The 18,924-nt window shown below is 39.7% G+C and carries 15 protein-coding genes; 7 read left to right on the top strand and 8 right to left on the bottom strand.

The features are described from left to right. Positions 1 to 18 precede the first annotated feature (18 nt). Together WG954_RS08730 and WG954_RS08725 are read left to right on the top strand one after the other, a co-directional pair. Positions 19 to 513 carry a hypothetical protein gene (locus tag WG954_RS08730; RefSeq protein ID WP_340435578.1) on the top strand — a complete coding sequence of 165 codons (495 nt, stop codon included), beginning with the start codon at positions 19 to 21 and terminating at the stop codon, positions 511 to 513. Between the two features lie 88 nt (positions 514 to 601). Then, positions 602 to 1,123 carry a hypothetical protein gene (locus WG954_RS08725; protein WP_340435576.1) on the top strand — a complete coding sequence of 174 codons (522 nt, stop codon included), beginning with the start codon at positions 602 to 604 and terminating at the stop codon, positions 1,121 to 1,123. 41 nt (positions 1,124 to 1,164) lie between these two features. On the opposite strand, the gene WG954_RS08720 is transcribed toward WG954_RS08725, so the two are convergent. Beyond that, positions 1,165 to 2,358 (bottom strand): acetyl-CoA C-acyltransferase, encoded by a 1,194-nt coding sequence (locus tag WG954_RS08720; RefSeq protein ID WP_340435574.1) that lies wholly within the window; start codon positions 2,356 to 2,358, stop codon positions 1,165 to 1,167. Between the two features lie 67 nt (positions 2,359 to 2,425). Here WG954_RS08720 and rlmN point away from each other — a divergent pair, with 67 nt between their 5' ends. Beyond that, a complete protein-coding gene (gene rlmN, locus WG954_RS08715) occupies positions 2,426 to 3,481 on the top strand; it encodes a dual-specificity RNA methyltransferase RlmN (RefSeq protein ID WP_340435573.1) in 1,056 nt (351 codons plus the stop codon). A gap of 107 nt (positions 3,482 to 3,588) precedes the next feature. Here the strand turns inward: rlmN and WG954_RS08710 are convergent, their stop codons facing one another. Further along, a complete protein-coding gene (locus tag WG954_RS08710) occupies positions 3,589 to 6,474 on the bottom strand; it encodes an outer membrane beta-barrel protein (protein ID WP_340435570.1) in 2,886 nt (961 codons plus the stop codon). 94 nt (positions 6,475 to 6,568) lie between these two features. Next, positions 6,569 to 7,810 carry a DUF4934 domain-containing protein gene (locus tag WG954_RS08705; protein WP_340435568.1) on the bottom strand — a complete coding sequence of 414 codons (1,242 nt, stop codon included), beginning with the start codon at positions 7,808 to 7,810 and terminating at the stop codon, positions 6,569 to 6,571. Between the two features lie 221 nt (positions 7,811 to 8,031). Here WG954_RS08705 and WG954_RS08700 point away from each other — a divergent pair, with 221 nt between their 5' ends. Beyond that, positions 8,032 to 9,039 (top strand): pseudouridine synthase, encoded by a 1,008-nt coding sequence (locus WG954_RS08700; protein WP_324229250.1) that lies wholly within the window; start codon positions 8,032 to 8,034, stop codon positions 9,037 to 9,039. After that, complete coding sequence (locus WG954_RS08695) at positions 9,029 to 9,751, top strand: RluA family pseudouridine synthase (protein WP_340435565.1); 723 nt, start codon at positions 9,029 to 9,031, stop codon at positions 9,749 to 9,751. The genes WG954_RS08700 and WG954_RS08695 overlap by 11 nt, the downstream gene beginning before the upstream one ends. 59 nt (positions 9,752 to 9,810) lie before the next feature. Here WG954_RS08695 and WG954_RS08690 read toward each other — a convergent pair whose 3' ends face one another. Both WG954_RS08690 and dinB read right to left on the bottom strand, forming a co-directional pair. Next, on the bottom strand, positions 9,811 to 10,446 hold the full coding sequence (locus tag WG954_RS08690) for a peroxiredoxin (protein ID WP_340435564.1): 636 nt from the start codon (positions 10,444 to 10,446) through the stop codon (positions 9,811 to 9,813). 106 nt (positions 10,447 to 10,552) lie between these two features. Further along, on the bottom strand, positions 10,553 to 11,737 hold the full coding sequence (dinB, locus tag WG954_RS08685) for a DNA polymerase IV (RefSeq protein WP_340435562.1): 1,185 nt from the start codon (positions 11,735 to 11,737) through the stop codon (positions 10,553 to 10,555). Positions 11,738 to 11,805: 68 nt separating this feature from the next. Between dinB and WG954_RS08680 the strand changes: the two genes are divergently transcribed. Next, positions 11,806 to 12,387, top strand: a complete 582-nt coding sequence (locus tag WG954_RS08680; RefSeq protein ID WP_340435560.1) for a hypothetical protein — start codon at positions 11,806 to 11,808, stop codon at positions 12,385 to 12,387. Positions 12,388 to 12,485: 98 nt separating this feature from the next. Then, complete coding sequence (locus tag WG954_RS08675; protein ID WP_340435558.1) at positions 12,486 to 12,962, top strand: hypothetical protein; 477 nt, start codon at positions 12,486 to 12,488, stop codon at positions 12,960 to 12,962. A 69-nt stretch (positions 12,963 to 13,031) separates the two neighbouring features. On the opposite strand, the gene WG954_RS08670 is transcribed toward WG954_RS08675, so the two are convergent. The 3 genes from WG954_RS08670 to WG954_RS08660 all read right to left on the bottom strand — a co-directional run bounded on the left by WG954_RS08670 (position 13,032) and on the right by WG954_RS08660 (position 18,919). After that, entirely contained in the window at positions 13,032 to 14,099 is a 1,068-nt protein-coding gene (locus WG954_RS08670; RefSeq protein WP_340435557.1) for a hypothetical protein, read from the bottom strand. 291 nt (positions 14,100 to 14,390) lie between these two features. Then, positions 14,391 to 16,895, bottom strand: a complete 2,505-nt coding sequence (locus WG954_RS08665) for a CHAT domain-containing protein (RefSeq protein ID WP_340435555.1) — start codon at positions 16,893 to 16,895, stop codon at positions 14,391 to 14,393. Positions 16,896 to 16,984: 89 nt separating this feature from the next. Continuing rightward, positions 16,985 to 18,919 (bottom strand): DUF7849 domain-containing protein, encoded by a 1,935-nt coding sequence (locus WG954_RS08660; RefSeq protein ID WP_340435554.1) that lies wholly within the window; start codon positions 18,917 to 18,919, stop codon positions 16,985 to 16,987. Positions 18,920 to 18,924 lie beyond the last annotated feature (5 nt).

The following is an 18,924-nucleotide window of genomic DNA, read 5'->3' as shown; positions in this document are numbered from 1 at the left end:
ACTGGCTAAATAAAAAAGATGAAAACAATTTTAACAGGTTTGTTTTTTATTTGTTGCACATCGTTTCTGCATACAGGAAAATATCCTGTTGTGAAATTGTATGCCTACCAACAAAAAGTAAGCGGAGGTGCTAATTTCTCTTCCAAAGAAAAAAGAAGTGCAAAGCTTCAGCAATATGTTTACCTGCTTATCCGTAATGCAAGAAGTATTACAATTGATGAAGTATGGATAGATGGACGAAGCGTAGCATTTACAACTGAAGAAGTGAAGTCTCCGGTGACGATGGAAAAATCGATCAAGCTCGGAAGTGATTCTGACGTAGAAACGCTTGTTCCGGAAACAACTCATACTGTGAGGCAGATCGTTTTTACTTCTGAAGCCTCTTCCGAAAAAACCGGTTCACCATCACGTTATAAAAATTATCCTTTGCTGATAAAGTATTCTGAAAATGGTAAAACTTATTTTCTTGGCGCCAAAATCTGGACAATGTTAAGTCCGAAAGTGAACCAATAGGAGTTTCCACTAAAACCATACAAAAAGCAGTTACGTAAATATTCTGCGTAGCAGCTTTTTGCTATTTTTACAATTCAATCTATATCACATGAAAACAAAACTCTCCCTTACAGCCATGCTGTTCGTTGTTATACTTTCAAGTTGTAAAAAACTGGGCGTCAATTTCGGCATTAATCACCAGGCCAACTTTCGGGTAGAAGCTGCTTCACCTTTAAATCTTCCGTTTGAAGTAGGAACACCGGATGTTACCACCAACTCTTCGCAGCAATTTGAAAACAACAATACGGCAGCAAATCTTATAAAAGAGATCAAATTGGAAGAACTGAAACTGACCATTACCAATCCAAGCAATAAAACATTCAGCTTCCTGAAATCAATTCAGATATTTATTTCTACCAGCAGCAGCGATGAAGTTGAGTTGGCAAGCCTTGATAACATTGTTTCAACTGCACAAACTATTTCGCTTAACTGCACCACTCAGAATTTAGATAAATATGTGAAAGCAAGCAGCTACAAACTGCGTACAAAGGTTGTTACGAAAGAAACACTCACGCAGGCAGTAGATATCCGCACCGATATTAAATTTAAAGTAAAAGCAAGTATTCTATAATGCAAAAGCCGCCTTACAGGCGGCTTTATTGTTTTGACAAATTAGATCGCTTCGTAAATTACCGCTGCACCTTGTCCCACCCCTACACACATCGTTGCTAAACCATACCTGCTCTTTCTTCTTTTCATTTCGTGCAACAAGGTGGTGGAGATACGTACACCGCTGCAACCCAACGGATGACCAATTGCAATGGCTCCACCGTTTACATTTACTTTTTGTATATCAAGACCAAGATCATGAATGCAGGCTATGCTTTGTGAGGCGAAGGCTTCATTAAGTTCTATCAAATCAAGATCACTAACGGTAAGCCCTGCCCGTAGTAATGCTTTCTGTGTTGCAGGAACAGGCCCCACTCCCATAATAGACGGATCAACTCCCGCCACTGCCATTGATCTAATTTTAGCGATTGGCTTAAGATTATATTTCTTTACGGCCTCTTCACTCGCCAATAACATGGCAGCAGCACCATCATTAATACCACTTGAATTACCTGCTGTAACCGTTCCGTCGTTTGCAAAAGCAGGTTTCAGTTTAGCTAACTGTTCTATTGTTGTCTCTCTTGGATGTTCGTCGCCTTGTACAACTATCACCTGCTTTCCTTGCACGGCTTCAACAGGAATTATTTCATCAACCCATTTACCAGCAGTTTTTGCAGCAGCATATTTTGCCTGGCTTTCTAATGCAAATTCATCTTGTGCATGGCGGGAAATATTCCATTGCTTAGCTACATTCTCAGCCGTTTCACCCATGCTGTACGGATGATATAATTCGGAAAGACGGGAGTTGATAAAACGCCAGCCAAGTGTTGTATCGTACAGTTCCGTTTTGCGGCCAAATGCATCAGTTTGTTTCGGCATTACAAAAGGCGCCCGGCTCATACTTTCAACGCCGCCAGCAATCATCAATTCAGCGTCGCCATTGGCAATTGCTCTTGCGCTATCCATGATGGCCTGCAAGCCGCTTGCACATAAACGGTTTACAGTATTGCCAGCAACTGTTACAGGCAAGCCGGCAAGAAGAGCGGCCATCCGGGCCACATTGCGATTATCCTCACCGCTTTGATTAGCAGCGCCAGCGATCACTTCTTCAATCGCATTTACATCGATGGATGAATTACGATGCAGCAATGTTTTAATAACATGAGCAAGCAAATCGTCGGGGCGAACAGTAGCTAATGCGCCTCCGTATCTGCCGATGGGTGTGCGGATGCAATCGATAATGTAAACTGGGTTCATATGTAATTATAAAAGTCAAATGTAAAGAACTCAATTCAATCCATTTTTGCTTTGTACCTTTGCCGCTATGCAAGTAGCGAACGAGCGAAATATCCGCCACTTAAGTCTTGAAGAAATCACCGATTTCTTCGAAAGCATGGGGGAAAAGAAATTCAGGGCAAAACAGGTGTATGAATGGCTTTGGCAGAAACATGCCCACAGCTTTGCCGACATGACCAATCTCAGCAAAGAACTCCGTCAGAAACTTGGTGACACATTTACACTTCCGGCTTTGGCCGTTGATGCAACACAGTATTCAGCCGATGGAACAGTGAAGTCAAGATTCCGCACACATGAAGGTCATTTGGTGGAAGGTGTGTTGATACCAACCGATGAAAGAAAAACCGCTTGTGTTTCGTCGCAAATAGGTTGTTCACTCAGTTGTAAATTTTGCGCAACCGGTTATATTGATCGCAAGCGTAATCTCAATTACGATGAGATCTATGATGAAGTGGTACTCATCAATCAACAAAGTGAACGGGTGTATGAAAAAAAGTTGACCAATATTGTTTTTATGGGTATGGGCGAGCCGTTGCTTAACTATAAAAATGTGTTGAAGGCGATTGAAAAAATTACTTCGCCCGATGGGCTGGGCATGAGTCCACGCCGCATCACAGTTTCAACAGCAGGCGTTGCAAAACAGATCAGGCAACTGGGTGATGATGAAGTGCGTTTTAAACTGGCGTTGAGTTTACATGCAGCGACTGATGAGAAGCGTCATGAGATCATGCCAATCAACGATACCAACAATATCAAATCGTTGATCGAAGCGCTGAATCATTTTTACAAAAAGACGGGCAATGAAATCACCTTTGAATATATCCTCTTCAAAGATTTTAATGATTCGTTGAAGGATGCAGATGAGTTGATCAAAATTTACCGACAGGTTCCTGCTGATCTCATCAACATTATTGAATACAATCCCATTGATATGGCGAAGTTTCAAAAGCCTGATGAAGAAGTAACGAATAAATTCATGGCTTATTTAGAAAAACATAAAGTGAATGCACGCTTAAGAAGAAGCCGTGGTAAAGATATTGATGCAGCCTGCGGACAATTAGCGAATAAAGAAGGAATGAATTGATACCTTTTTTATTCTTATTATTTCAAACAAATTCAGATTCATAAAAAAGCGGCTATGTAAAAAACATAGCCGCTATTTATTTATGTGAATAACAATATCTTTTTCTGCTATTGTCTTCCACCCATTCTCACACCTGGTCCATTTCCTCCACCGGGCCCACGACGACCTCCACCACCCTGGCCCACGCCAAACTTGCGTGGAAAATAAGAGATCGTCAGCATGTAGAATTGTTCCAGTCCATTGGTGACGGTTGTATTGATGCCATTACTGCCGGCATTGATAAAGATATTATTGTTCTGCCGCAGGATGTCCATTGCAGAAAACTTGGCTTCGATTTGTTTACTCTTCAACAAGCGGTAACTGATAAATGCATTCCAAAGCATTGATGTTTGTTTACTCGCTTCATTCCGCACATAGTTAAATGTACTGCTTAGTGTAAGATCTTTCGGGTATTGAAGATTCATACTTGCAGACGTTACATAGTTTTTATTATTAAACGACTGCAACTTGCCACCTGTTTGTTTGCTGTTACTCATATTCACTCCCTGCGATAAGGAGAAGTTGATAATATCGGCTACTGCAAAATACACACGCAATGAATTGTTGATATTTTGGGTACGTGAAACAGAAAATATCTTATCGATGTAATTTGGTGATTGGCTATTAAATACGGATCCGCTGTAAGTGAACTGCAATACATTTTTTTTCAGTTTGATCGATGTATTAACGTTTCCAAACAAGCTCCAGGTTTTTCTGCCATCTAAATTAATAAGGTAAACGTCCCGGCTACCATCATTGTAAATATTACTGCTGTCAACGATCGCATTTTTCACTCTTCCAATGTTACCACTAAGGTTGAAGTTAATATCCGCTTTTTTATTTCTATTGTTACCCCTGTTATAATTGAAATTAAAGCCAACGCTATTAGTAGCTGAAGGTTTCAAAAATGCGCCCCCGTAATTGAAATAGTATCGGTTTGTGCTATCGATGATGGGATACAATTGATCAAGTCCGGGAATGGCGAAGTTTTTCGAGTAATTAACGTTAAAATTAACGTTGTATCCATTTGTTTTTTGATAGAAGTACGCAATATTTGAGTTGGGCGTAAAGAACGCAAAGTCCCTGTTCAGGTTACGGTTGCTGAAATTTGAACGATCCTTTTCCCATAAGAGCTGTCCGCCAAGATTTGTTGAAAATGTAATGGAACGAAAGTATCGGTTCGATAGATTTTTAGTAAATGCTTTCGATAAATTCAAAGCAGGCTCTTCACTTATACGATTATTATGATGAAGGTTAGTGATCTTATTGTTGATGACATAAACCTTTCCTGTAGAATCGAAATCACTTACATTATAAGTAACGTCCGATTTACTAACCTGGAAGTTATTGGTAACTCTTACATTAATGTTCCAAAGATTATTACTACCAAATAATAAACGCTTCAATGCATTATAAGTAAAATTCACACCGCCATTCCAGTTGTTTGAGTTTGAATTATAAAGGCGGTTTAGTGATGTATTTCGTACCGGGTTTTCATACGAATCAAAATCTGTAAGCGTGTTACGTATACTTTGATTTTCGCTATACCCTGAGTTGATCCTTAAAGAAAAACTTTTCAGGTTTCGTTCATCACTATCCTTGTTTTGAAAATTTCCACTCAGGTTGATGTTACGGTTTGTTGTTTGCGATTGAGACGACTCCACATTTTCGCTTACGATACCCACACTGTCTCTTTCACTTTGTGAAGTTGACGATGAATTACCAAAACCCTTTGTCTCACTCATCGAAACACGAACGCCCAGGTCCTTATCCCTGTCTCGTTTATTATAATTTAGCCCTATGCTTTTTGTATCGTTATCCTGTGTTGACTTTCGTGTTGATGATGTATACAAAGCGCCGGCACCGGTTGTTGAAACGCCCGTTGAACTGGAACTTACATTGTTCACATTACCACGACCGGTTAAGTCAAGTGATAACTCGTTTGTACGTTGGTTGTTTGTTGTTTCAATAAAGCTATGCTGCAGGTTAGCACCAAAGAAGTATATTTTGTTAATGCCTTGTCCGCCGAAATTGGCCACATACCGGTTGCGTGGGTTAAAACTTCTGTAAGTTGTTTCGCCCAGCAACGATTGCAAATCCTCAACACCTTTATTAATATTGTTGATGGCCGCACCAATACCTAGTCTTGTTTTTTTATTGTAAGCCTGTAAACCGAGATCACCTTCAAAGCGATTGTCAGTTCCAATACCAACACCACCTTTACCAAAGTAGCCGTTCTTTTTATCGGCTTTCAGTTTAATATTCATCGTAAGCAATGAATCAGAAGCAGTTCGTTCAGCTGCAGTTTTTGTACGGTCTTCTTCCGTGTACACCTGTATTTTTTCAATTGCATTCTTTGGTAAGTTCTGAGTTGCAATAGCAGGATCATTACCAAAGAAAGGTTTCCCATCAACATACACATTGGTTACTTTTTTGCCATTAACAGTAACAGTACCATCTCCCCAAAGAGTAACACCGGGTACTTTGCGCAACATATCTTCAACCACTGCATTTGAATCGAGCTTGAATGCTGCAGGGTTTATTTCTAACGTATCGCCATTCATACGAATAGGCAATACGGCTTGAACCACCACTTCATCCAGACTCTTAAAGTTAGTGCCGAGTTGTATGGTGCCAAAGCTGTAAGATGAATTGGCACTGTCGAGCTTGATGGTTTTTGAAAACGATTTGTATCCTGATGATGTAAGACTGATCAACAATGAAACATTCAAAGGCAGCTTATCAAAAGTAAACTCGCCGGATGTGTTTGTGAGTTGATAGTTTAATAAGGTAGAATCACTTTTTTTGTATACAAGTACAGTTACAGACTCCAGTGCATAATCGTTTGCTGAATCTTTTACAAGTCCGGTAACAGTACCAGCAGGGCCTACTGTTTTCTCTTGCGACAAAATAATGCATGGGAGAAGGAGCAGTAGAATGGTAATTAATTTCATGTGTTAATTGTTGTTGTCTTTCGGCCACATAGTATAACCATACAAATTATCTTCGCCCTTGTTAAAAGCCAGCTTGCTAATTTGTATGGTCATTTCATTTGGTTTTTGTCAATGGTTTCAAGATGATGATAACGGGGTTTGCTGAGGATTTACTCTTATCGAAATACGTTTTCACTAATTCAGAATAGACAGGCTTTTTATTTTGTTCTGTTTCTTTAGAACGGAACATGGCATCGGAAGATATACTGCTGTACAACGCTGTGTTGTCATAATACTGGATGTTCCAACCCATGATTGGCAGGAAAGCATTGCTGCTGTCGGGTGTTATTCTGTTGACATTATAAAACCGGTTGCCATTTCTTTCAAACAAAAACCTGCGATCACGTTTTTGATAATCGAGAGAGAAGAATAAGTAATTATTGAATGGAACCAATCCATTTATTTCCCAGACATAGCTTGGGTTCATTTGTTTGTATTCCCGCAATTCGTTTCTTGAGCTAAACTGTTTGCTGAAAAAAGATTTAGGTATTGTGTTTTCAAAAGGAAGTACAAAATTATAAAGAGGTGTAATACTATCTGCTGTTAATTGGTAAATGGTATAAATATACGGCCGGCTAAAGAGTAAAGTGTTTGAATTACTTGTTGAAAAAAAATCAATATTCTGTACGTCAGACAAGTAAGATGAATTCCGCTTAGCGTAGGGAAAATAAGCTCGGATGGCTTTATTTCCATCAGATACTTTCAGTTCATAATCAACAGAATCTTTTGCATCTTTATCTTCCAAAATAATACTGTAAGCCCACTGTTTGGGGGCCAAGCAATAAGGGTTAGCCATGTAAATTGTAAACTCAGGTATTTCCTTTATCTGCTCTTTTGTAATATCAGAAAGATCATATAAAACAGCCCTTGCATATTTTCTATTACTCTGTGAAAAGGGGTTACGAACGAGTTCATCTACAAATTGCTGTGTTGGTTTAAAGTTTTTGTTTGACTGCAGGATGTAGAGCGCATTCTCTTTTTCAAAAAACTGCATACTACCAATAAGATACTTGTCGTCTTTGTATTTTTTTATAAATTTTCCTGACTTATCGAAAAAATAAAGGCCCTGGGTATCGTAATCGAAAATAATAAAATACTGCGGCGTTACTACTAAGCGGCTGATTTGTCCAAACAAGCTTTGTTTTGTTGTTTCAAGAGGAATGTAGGTAATGCTTTCAAAAATTCTTGATGCAGGTGCGCCAATAGTTGAAGCAGGATCGAAATAAAGAGTTTGGGGAGATTGCCCGCCGGCTACATAGGTCATCAACAAAAAAAGGGCAAAGAAAAAATTTCTCATAGATTAGTTTGACGGTTTGTTGGGAAAATTCTTGCAAAATAATTTCTGAAATGTTAAGCATGTGCCAATCATTGGATGAACGGTTACGTAATCGTTTGGTCAGTACTTAATCAAGAGTTTTTGACAACGAATAACTAACGAGCGATATCTTATTTCTTCCCATAAACCAATTGAGTTACCTTTGCCGCTCATCCTGTTGCAAAACAGCAAATACAAGCATTATGACAAAAAAGAGTTTTGGCAATTTTCAAAGCCAAAAAACAAACGCTCAAAAGAAAGAAGAATTCCGCCAGGAAAAGAAAAAGGCAAGAGCCGATAAGAACGAATACTTCGCCAAAAAGAAAGCAGAAGAAAGAAGTTTAAGACCACAAGCTACCAGACCGACGAAAAAGGGCGATGCTTATGTAGCTAAAGCGCAAACACCTGCTGAACCCATTACTTTCAAACGTGAAAATACAAATGGCGAAATGCCATTGAATAAATACTTGGCACATTGCGGCGTATGCAGTCGCAGAGAAGCTGCTGAAGTAATTAAAACCGGAACTGTATTGGTAAACGGTAAAGCAATTACAGAGCCGGGACATAAAGTAACCGACAAAGACGAAGTAAAAGTAAACGGCAAAAAGATCAGCATACAGAAAGAACTGGTGTACATCCTGCTAAACAAACCAAAAGATTATATCACTACTTCAGAAGATCCGCAGGGAAGAAGAACCATTATGGATCTGATGAGAGGCGTATCAACCAATCGTATTTATCCTGTTGGTCGTTTAGACAGAAACACAACCGGTGTTTTGTTGTTGACGAATGATGGCGAACTCACACAAAAATTATCGCACCCCAGTTTCCAGGTAAAGAAAGTGTATGAAGTAACACTCGATAAACCTTTGGAGAAAAAAGATTTCGAAAAACTACTGAACGGTGTTACACTAGAAGATGGTTTTATTGCACCTGATGCATTAGGTTATGCTGATCCTAAAAATAAAAAGATCGTTGGTATAGAAATTCATAGTGGGCGTAACCGCATTGTGCGCCGTATGTTTGAATCGCTTGGTTATGATGTGAAAGGCTTGGATCGTGTACTCTTTGCCAACCTCACCAAGAAAAATGTTGATCGTGGCAAATGGCGTTACCTCAACGAAAAAGAAGTTCGTCTCTTGAAATTCCTCAACAAGTCGTTTGTAAAAAAGAAAGAAGAAACCAAAGGCAAGAACAGAGATGAAGAATAAACTCGAAATTATTGCCGAAACGGAACACTGGATCGCACTCAACAAGCCATCTGGTTTATTATCTATTCCTGACCGTAAACAAACCGAACCATCTTTAAAAGATTGGTTGAATGAAAAGTATGGCAAGGTGTGGATCGTTCATCGTTTAGATAAATTCACAAGCGGTCTTATTGTATTTGCAAAAGATGAAGAAACACACAAGCTGCTATCAAAACAGTTTGAAGACCGGACAGTAGAGAAATTTTATCTCGGTCTTGTACACGGCACCTTGGCGAATAAAGATGGAAGTGTTGATGCACCGATCATGGAGCACCCTGCAAAAAATGCAACTTATATTACACATGCAAAAGGAAGAGCTTCTTTAACTGATTACAAAGTGCTGGAAGAACATGGGCTTTATTCGTGGATGCAATTCCAGATACATACAGGACGTACGCATCAGATACGTGTGCACATGAAACATATTGGTCATCCAATAGTTTGCGATGAAGTATATGGTACTGCCACCCCCATTCTTCTCTCATCCATGAAGCGAAAAAAATTCAAACTTGCAAAATCAGAAGAGGAAGAACGGCCATTACTTAACCGTTTGGCACTGCATGCATGGAAGCTTACATTCACTGATGTTGATGGTAAAAAGGTTGAATTGGAAGCAACCTTATCAAAAGATCTGAGGGCATTGCTGCAACAGTTTGAAAAATGGATCAAATAATTAAAGCCCCCAATCTCTTGGGGGCTTTGCATAACCAGATCATTTCATCAATAGAAAACTCACTTATTGGGTTGCGGAGTATATCGTAAATAAGGTTTCACAATTTTTACGCCTTTTGGAAATTTCTCAACTGCTGCTTCAGTACTAACTGAGAGCGCCACAATTACATCTTCTCCTTCTTTCCAATCAGCAGGAGTAGCCACACTGTAATTAGCTGTTAATTGAAGTGAATCGATCACACGTAATACTTCATGAAAATTACGACCAGTTGATGCAGGGTAAGTAATAAATAATTTTACTTTTTTATCAGGGCCGATTATAAACAAAGAACGTACTGTTGCTGTTTCAGATGCATTGGGATGGATCATATCATAAAGAGTTGCCACCTTTCTGTCTTCATCTGCAATTATGGGGAACTCAACACTTGTATTTTGCGTTTCATTGATATCGCTGATCCAGCCTTTGTGGTTTGCAACACCATCCACACTTAGCGCCAGCACTTTTACATTACGCTTTTCAAACTCATGTTTTAATAAAGCTGTTTTACCGAGCTCAGTTGTACATACCGGCGTATAATCGGCAGGATGCGAAAACAAGACACCCCAACCGTCACCGAGGTATTCATAAAAATCAATATCACCAATGCTTGTTTTGGCTTGGAAATTTGGCGCTACATCACCTAAACGTAAACTCATAAAACAGAATTAAAAAGTGAACAATAGAATTTGAGAGAGCAAATATAGCATTTCCCTACTTATCAGATAGACTTTACAACTAAAAAATTTACCCCACGAACATCAGTTAGGAAACATCGGGCAATTCATTGTCTTCCTCTTTTCGCTTTGCATTTCGGCCTTTTGTGAGTAATGCTTTACCAAAACGTTCTTTCACGTTATCGATGGCCTTGTACAGTTCGTTCTTCTTCTGCACATCCTGGAAGAGATTTGTTTGTGAAGCTTCATCGGTTAATTCACTCAACTTAACGCCGAGCAAACGAACCGGCTGGCCTTTTTTATACAGTTGATGAAATAATTGTTTCGCATTGTAAATAAGTTCATCATCATAAAATGTATAGGGGATAGATGCCTGTCGCTGTTGCGTTTCAAAATTTGGGTAACGGATCTTTACCGATACGCAACCCGCCATTTTGTTTTCCTGCCGGAGTTCATGTGCAATTTTTTCTGTTAAGCGAACGATCTCTTCTTCCAGAAAAGCAATATCGCTGCGGTTTTCGTGAAATGTATTCTCGCTTGAAATTGATTTTGATTCATGATAAGCATTTACTTCGCTGCTGCTGATGCCTTGTGATCGCATCCACAGATCCCGTCCATGCTTACCCAATTGTTGCTCCAACATAACTGGATTTACATTTTGCAGATCACCGATCGTTTCAATACCCAGATCAAGTAAAGTATGATAAGCCTTCTCTCCTATTCCCGGAATTTTGTTTACACGTAACGGAGCAAGAAACTCTTTTTCCTTTCCATGTTCAATAACAATATAGTTGTTGGGTTTTGCTAAATCGGTACCAATTTTAGCAACCAGTTTATTCGACGCCATTGCAAATGAAATTGGCAGCTGTGTGGCATCAATGATTTCCTGGCGTAAATCAACCGTCCATTTCACCGGATCAAAAAAGCGATCCATTCCAGTCAGATCAATATAAAATTCATCGATCGATGCTTTTTGAAACAGCGGTGCTTTTGCTGCGATAATATCGGTGACCCATCTTGAATAACGACTGTAATCGCCACGTGTTCCCTGCATTACAATTGCATGTGGACAAAGTTTCATCGCCTGTGCCATTGGCATGCCGCTATGCACACCAAATGCACGTGTTTCATAACTGCAGGTACTCACCACACCTCTTTCTTTTGTGCCACCAACGATCACAGGTTTGCCAATGAGTGAAGGATCGTTCAACCGCTCAACAGATACGAAGAATGTATCAAGATCAAAGTGGGCTATAATACGCTTATGTGACAAATCAACACGGTTATAAAGAGGCAAGGTACAACATTGCAAAAAATACCTATTCTTGCAAAAATATTCTTATGAAACTCAAAAATCTCACCCTCTTACTCGCTGTAATTATTCTTGCAGCAACCTCTTGTAAAAAAGAAAAAAATGAAACCCCATCTCCCATCGCCGGAAACTGGAAACTCGTTTCTATTGCAGGAAACTCTTTAGTAACCCGTGACGTTACATTCGGCAGCGATAATCAAAAAACTGAGACTATTACAGCCTTCACTTCTTCAAATCCCAAGGGCCAATACAAAATAACCTCAAATGCATTCGATGCAGAAGGCATTGGTTATGACTATACGGGTACTGTAACGGTGAAAGATTATGACAATGGTGTATTACAAAGTGAGGATACTGCGCCAACAAGTGCAACTATTGCTCCAACAAACGGCACAAGCCAATATAAATTAATTGGAAATGATTCCATTTATTTTGCGAATAATGCAGTGGGTAACGCAACACCAGAGCCGGGTGGTTGCAAGTATAAACTGGAAGGAACTAAATTATCACTCTTTATCAATAGCTCGTCAACCGCCACTGCATCGCAGAGCGGTTTTAGTATTACAAATAAGGTCAGCACTGTTCTTACCGTGGTACTCCAGAAACAATAATAGATTTTTCCTGTCTATTTTTAAGAGCCGTTCAGTTTGAGCGGCTTTTTCGTTTTCAGATGTTTTTGCATTTGAGAAATGAACACTAAATTTATTTCATGAACCTCGATTGGCTTAAAAGCGGCATTGCACCATTAGACAACCTTATCTCATTCTTGCACAAGCAAAGCAAAACAAGTGATGTACTCAAGAAACAGGTACTCATGGAACTCCGCAACAACCTCAACATTTTCAAGAATGGCTTTCTGAACGAAGTATCGGCCGACAAAATTATTGACCTGCTCAGCAACGATGCCATCCAGGAAGCCATCAAACAAAACTTTGCATTTAAGAAACTTAAAGCAGGAGCTATTGAACCCTATCATGTTTACGACGATCGTAACAAACGATACATTGGATGGAATGCGGAACGACTGATCGATAAGATCGATGAAAAAATTGTAGAAATGAAAACGCTTAAGAAGATGAGCAATGGTTCTGTTGCGGATGTAAAGAACAACGTACAACTCATGATCAGCAATCTCTATTACCGTATGAAACTGCTGGCAGATTTTATTCAAAGTGATTTTAAATAAATAAATCCCCCGTTGCCGGGGGATTTTTGTTTCATAGTACTGATGTTTTCGACGGATGAACAACGGACCTTACTTGGTATTCAATTGTTGTATCAGAGAAAGCAACTGGGCTTCGGTTACTTCTGCGAGGTTAAACGTTACACCGTAGTACGTTTTACCACTTACAGGTGCACCTACTGTTATATCTTTCATTTCCGCATAAATTTTATTGTCTTTAAAGGTGATGGCAAGAAATGTACCTTCAATACCAATCGGGAAACTGTTCTGGTAGCTTAACAAACCTTCTTTACCTGCAGGTGCATTCACAATTTTGTTATACAATTTCACCAGTGTGTTTTGTTGTTTCACTTTAAAGAAGAGCATACTTGGTTCACCACCCATATAACTTGTACTTGTTGCAGAGTTCCACTGGTTGCTGAAGTAACCCAACACTGTTGTTTTCGGACGTGGGTCACCCATTAACGCATCACAGTTACGCCATACGCCAAGACTATCAAGATTAAAAGTTGAAGTACCATTGTTATTGTTCACAGCAAAGTTTCCGTTCTGTACCCAGTTTACGCCACGTGGCATATAACCGGTTTGTGAAAGTGTTACAGGAAGGTTTTCATGATCGTTACCATTGATGGTATAGGTAACTGCACTATCACCGGCCCACATTGGTATTTCACGTAAGAACTGTCCGTTAGCTCCGGCTTTTGGCGCAGCAGGCACTACTACCTGTGCAGGTACATTCAGTTGTAATTCATCAGCACCTTGATTTGCTTTTACTGTCATCTCTCCATAAGAGACCAGCATCTGTCCACCGGCTTCAGTTGGTCTGTTACCTAACAGCATATCACTTGCCTGGTGAATATCTTTTACCTGAACAGTTACACTTCCTGTTACAAGTTGTCCGTTTGATTTTTTAAATGCATTGGCCGGGAAGTTGATTTTTGTGCCTTTGCTTGTTAACAGCATACCACCAGTTGATGCATCGATGGTAAACGCTTCATACTTTGGTGCGTTTGCATCGAAGAAGGTTTTTACTTTTTGTTCGAACACATGTGGCAGCACCATTGTTTTATTTTCTTTTTTACAAGCAGTAAAACTGATGGCTGCTGCAATTGCTACGGTTGAGAAGATTGACTGTTTCATAATAAGAAGTTTTAATTGTTTTTGTTTGTTGTTTGCAGGTATATCCGCAGCAGCAAAAGATTGTTACCCTGTTTGGGGAAGAATTTTTCAGATTATTTCTAACTCGCTGATTTTAAGAAGATTGAGGAGGAATATTTTTGGGTAACAGGCAGTTGAATTTCTATGAAGCTGTGGTTGCGTCGCATACTTCGTGGTCTATTTCTCTACTCATCATGTAATTACAAAGTGTACACAGCAAACACGAAGCTTTGTGCTCTTAGTGCAACCCTCTGAGTTCTTTATGATAAAAAATTAACGCTTGGACTTACGCAGGAAATAAAATCCAATCGGTATAAAAAGAATGAGCAATACCCAATACCAATTGAAAGAAGATGTTTGTAATTCGATCTGCTGATCAATTCCTAAATAACTGAAGCCGCTCCAAAGCAATGGATTTTTTTGTGCAGGATTGTTTGTGTTTTGGAAGTATAATTTTCTGGCTTCATACAAAGCAGTTACAGGTGAATGTTGTTTTTCCAAAGAAGAATAAAACGATTGTATAAAGACCGGAGCAACAGCATCGTCCACTTTCCATCTGCTGGCAACTACTCCTTTCACGCCTTTGCTGATAAAAGCTCGTCCGATACTTGCAACACCTTCTCCACCCTGTAAGGAACCGGCGGCTGTTTCGCAGGCGGTTAGTACCACCAAAGGGGATGCTGTAGTAATGTATTGTAGTTGACCTAGATAAAATTTCTCTTGCAATAAAAGATAAGGTTGCCGTGTACTGTCGGCAACCGCATGTGATGCAATATGTAAAACAGTAGATGATTGCATGGATGCAACAAACACATTGGCATCGGTTGCTGTTGCCTCGTACAAGTTTGCTTTGAATTGTTTATTCAGCTGATTTGCTTCAACAAGTGAATTAGGCAACGCTGCGAATCCATTCTGTGGTTGACTAAATGTATAAACAGTGAATGGTAATTTTTGGGCTGACTGTTTTATTTCCTGCACATATTGCAGAAACGAGTACACATAACTTACTGCAGTTTGTTCAGCAAGAAACTGCTCTTTGTTATCCGTACTCAACGCTTCAAAGGGAAGATGATGCAACCAGGCATCAGCAGAAATGACGAGTGATTTAGTTTTTAGTTCAACAGGAAGTACTTGCTTTCGCAGTTCATTTGCTGATTGAAAATAAGCGGCCGGGTTATTATTGTAAGCTGATGATGATGGAGAGAAGTAAGTTTGGAGCAATAAATCTGTTTGTTGTTTTACAGCAGCAGGCAGACGTTTACAATTAATAGTTCCATGTGTTGCATGCAATAAATAAACCTGATTATTGACGATACTATAGCTGATAAAATCGGCCTTTGCCGTTACTTCCTTTAACTTCTGCTGAAACTGTTGCAGCGAAGGCTGCTCCAGCAATTGAGCAAAACGGTTTTCCTGCAAGCCGAGTTGAAGTTCCTGTTTGCGGATTCGTTCGCTGATGAGTGTCTTCTTTGCAGCATCATTTGTTTCAGCTAATAAGAGATAATCGTTTCGCAGCTCAGCAAATAACTGCTGTTGCAATAAAGAGGTGCTGTCAGTTTGCCATTGTCTGCTTCGGCTTTGTTCATTCAATAGTTTACGGCCCTTTGATAATTCAATAAGCCAAAGTAACTGTTGAGCTGATTCCTGTTTCCCTGTTTGACTGTATCGCTCTTCGAAAAATACAATAGCTTCTTCGCTCATGGTATTACTGTTGCTGCTTTGCAAAGCATTTGAAGAAGTTGTGATCAACTGGTTGCAATAATAATCATTGGCAACTGCAAGCAGATAGTAATATCCTGCACTGTCTGGCTGTTGTGTTGCAAATGTTTTCGCCAAACCTGCATATAATGTTGTAACGGTATGATCGGGGAAATAACCACTGCTGCTGATCTTGAAATACTGCAGGCCGTCTTTAAGATTTTGAATACTGCTATCACTTTGTTGTAACTGAATGAACAGATTACCCTTTTCTGCTTTCAGTTTTGCTTTATCACGCTGCCTGCTGTCGGAGTAGGTCTGTTCGAGTATCCTTTCTGCGTTCTGTAATTTCTGTAAGGCTTTGTTCCATTGCTTTTGATCGTACAAAATTTTAGCAGAGAGCTGCAAGGCGCTCACCATCCACGAAGCATCTGCATCAACCGCATCGGCAGAGCGAAAGAATTGCAATGCTTTCTGGTTATAGAAACCAGCACTATCCATTTTTGCTGCTGCATAAAACGCATCGGCTTTTACATTGTACAGCAAACCGGCAACAGTTGGCTGCTTCGTTATAAACTGCAAACCTTTGTTGCAGCTTGTTTGGGTTGCATCATAGTTCCCCAACCAGTAATACGTAATGGCCTGGTTACTGTAAAGCGACGGAAGCAAATTCAATTTCTGTTCAGCACTTGCCTGTTCTATCGCTGATTGCTGCAATGCCACTGCCTTATCATAATCACCCAACCGCACATAATTATTTCCGAGTGGTTTTATAATAAACTCTTCAGCTTCATAAACAACTTTCTGTAGTTGCTGATAGTTCAACCCTTTTTCATACCAACGTGTGCTGGCTTGTATCTGTCCCTGCTGTAATAAATGATAACCGATGTTGAGTACAAAGTCGAGATAAGCTGTTTGCTCTTCTTTTGATGTTGGCTTTCGCCACAAGCTTTGTTCTAACGAATCGGCTTTGTTGGAAAAATAGAAAGGTTGCTCATCAGTAAGATCATACAACTTCTCCAGGTAAGCATGCAATTGATCTTTAGGCTGATAAACTTCTATCCATGTTGCTTTTTGCAAAGGCTTTTCATCACCCGAAAAAAATAAAAAAAGAAATACTAAACTGCACGGAACGAGCAGTCGGTTAATGGATCGTTGATATGATTTTCTTACAGTCGCCAGGAAGCATAAAAATAGAGATAAGATCGGTTTGTTCCGCCATAATAAAAACGGGTGCCTACCTGCGGACCAAGACGAACCTTTCCAAACTGCAGATCAACAAACGGAAGAAACTGTGCATTGGAGAATGTTTTTATAGAACTGTTTCTTTTCAAATCATATGGAAAATTCACCTGTCCATTGAAATTGCTCAACAGATAGGTGCGGCTTGTATCAATTGAACCTGCAAAGTCTGCATCAACACGCACACCGGTACCTGCCGATAACAGATCGTTGAAATTATAGCGTAAATGCAAGGGCACTAAACCAATACGTGTAATGCGGCTTCGTAATTGCTCCCTGTAACCTCGGTAATCATAGTTCTTGCCATCAATTACTACCACACCTTGTCTTTGAAATGTTTGTTGGGCAGTGGTAGTTTGATAATACTTACTAAACAATTCAAATTGAAAATATGGTTTGTAAGGTGCAAGTCTTGCAATACCAACACCAATATTCACACCGTCACTCAACCCATTTTCACCAAGATTCATTTCATAACCCGCCATTACAATTGGTGAAAGTGCAGGTTTAAATTTTCCTGTAGCAAAGTTGGTGATCACTGGTTCATTCTTATCAAAATAAATAGCTGTTCTCCCTTTGAACGGAAGGTTATCTAATTTCTTTTTTGTTTTCACATCAAACTCAACAAAACCTTTGGTGCTATCTTTATCATTCACACCTTTCTGGTTCGTACCGGGCAAATAAATGCCGTTGAAAATAAATGCTGCACTGTCTTTATTGGTGACCAACTCCCAGCAACCTGTTCGTGTCGGCACACTATCGCAAGGCAAACAGTAAGGCGACATGTCTTTGATACTGATCGTTTGCGGATCCATTGCCGAAGGAAGTGTAATCGCTAACTTAATTTTTCGTGCCGGGCCTTCACCATCATTCTGAAAACGGATCTTATAACTGAGTGATTTACTTTTCTTGAGCGTGCGGTAATTCAATCGTCCATGATTCAGGTTCATCTTATTAGGATCATGCGACGTAACGATCGGGATATTGAGCTGATGCATGTACACTCCACCTGTGTCCGGCACAAACAAACCTGTAATGATGATGGTTGCATTGGTATCCTTTATCATGCCCGGAGTAACGAAGAGATTGGTGAACATAAACTGTGCATCGGTGGTTGCCTGTTTAATATCAACTGCAAATACATTGCTGTAACCTTTCAATGTATTCATCAAAAACGTTTTGCTTTCAACGCCAGTGAATTTTTTCTCTTCTTTAAAATTAGATGCAGGACTTCCACTGCTTGTTAGCAACATATTGTCGAACGGACGAACAGATGCAATTGCATTCTTATCATTGATCAAAGCAGCATCGTTGTACAAACGAAAACCTGCTGTATCAAAACTATTTTGCCCGAATTGTTTTTCGTTGATGAAGAGATACACTTTGCCATTTACTGCCACATCATTTTTCCAGCCGGCCATCAATACCATGGTGTCGCCGGGTTTAGCCATGCAGTTATACTTCAATTCAAAAAAGCCATTTGCCTTAAAGAAATTTTGTTCAGATGGTGATACTGAAGCGAGATAAGATTTATTCACCTGCTTCACACCCACTTTCTTTGGTTTGCGGCCGGGTTTCTTGCCATCATCATAATTGTTCACCGCATACAACACAGCTTCGTAATCTCCTTCTTTTGCATACACATGTTCAGGATTTTCTTCGGTGCTGAAATGACCATCACCAAAATCCCATAAATAGGTATAGAACGGTTTGGGTGCGCCGGGTATTTGCGTAAGCGGAGGCAGGCTTGCCTTAAAAGAAACTTTGTTTTCTTTTTGCGAAACAAGTACGGCTGTATCTGCTTGTGCAAACACGACCGAACTATAAAGCAACAGGGCGATATGTGCAATTAAGAGTTTCATGCAGT

The organism is Lacibacter sp. H375 (assembly GCF_037892425.1).
GTDB lineage: Bacteria > Bacteroidota > Bacteroidia > Chitinophagales > Chitinophagaceae > Lacibacter.
Note: the sequence above shows the minus strand (reverse complement) of the source record. Positions and strands in the feature narration are given on the sequence as shown.

Excerpts from the sequence above, each read along its gene's own strand:
- WG954_RS08695 (WP_340435565.1), top strand. The coding sequence starts at position 9,029 with ATGAAGAATAAACTCGAAATTATTGCCGAAACGGAACACTGGATCGCA.
- WG954_RS08675 (WP_340435558.1), top strand. The coding sequence starts at position 12,486 with ATGAACCTCGATTGGCTTAAAAGCGGCATTGCACCATTAGACAACCTT.
- WG954_RS08730 (WP_340435578.1), top strand. The coding sequence starts at position 19 with ATGAAAACAATTTTAACAGGTTTGTTTTTTATTTGTTGCACATCGTTT.
- WG954_RS08725 (WP_340435576.1), top strand. The coding sequence starts at position 602 with ATGAAAACAAAACTCTCCCTTACAGCCATGCTGTTCGTTGTTATACTT.
- WG954_RS08705 (WP_340435568.1), bottom strand. The coding sequence starts at position 7,810 with ATGAGAAATTTTTTCTTTGCCCTTTTTTTGTTGATGACCTATGTAGCC.
- WG954_RS08710 (WP_340435570.1), bottom strand. The coding sequence starts at position 6,474 with ATGAAATTAATTACCATTCTACTGCTCCTTCTCCCATGCATTATTTTG.
- WG954_RS08670 (WP_340435557.1), bottom strand. The coding sequence starts at position 14,099 with ATGAAACAGTCAATCTTCTCAACCGTAGCAATTGCAGCAGCCATCAGT.
- rlmN (WP_340435573.1), top strand. The coding sequence starts at position 2,426 with ATGCAAGTAGCGAACGAGCGAAATATCCGCCACTTAAGTCTTGAAGAA.
- WG954_RS08700 (WP_324229250.1), top strand. The coding sequence starts at position 8,032 with ATGACAAAAAAGAGTTTTGGCAATTTTCAAAGCCAAAAAACAAACGCT.
- WG954_RS08660 (WP_340435554.1), bottom strand. The coding sequence starts at position 18,919 with ATGAAACTCTTAATTGCACATATCGCCCTGTTGCTTTATAGTTCGGTC.
- WG954_RS08720 (WP_340435574.1), bottom strand. The coding sequence starts at position 2,358 with ATGAACCCAGTTTACATTATCGATTGCATCCGCACACCCATCGGCAGA.
- WG954_RS08680 (WP_340435560.1), top strand. The coding sequence starts at position 11,806 with ATGAAACTCAAAAATCTCACCCTCTTACTCGCTGTAATTATTCTTGCA.
- WG954_RS08690 (WP_340435564.1), bottom strand. The coding sequence starts at position 10,446 with ATGAGTTTACGTTTAGGTGATGTAGCGCCAAATTTCCAAGCCAAAACA.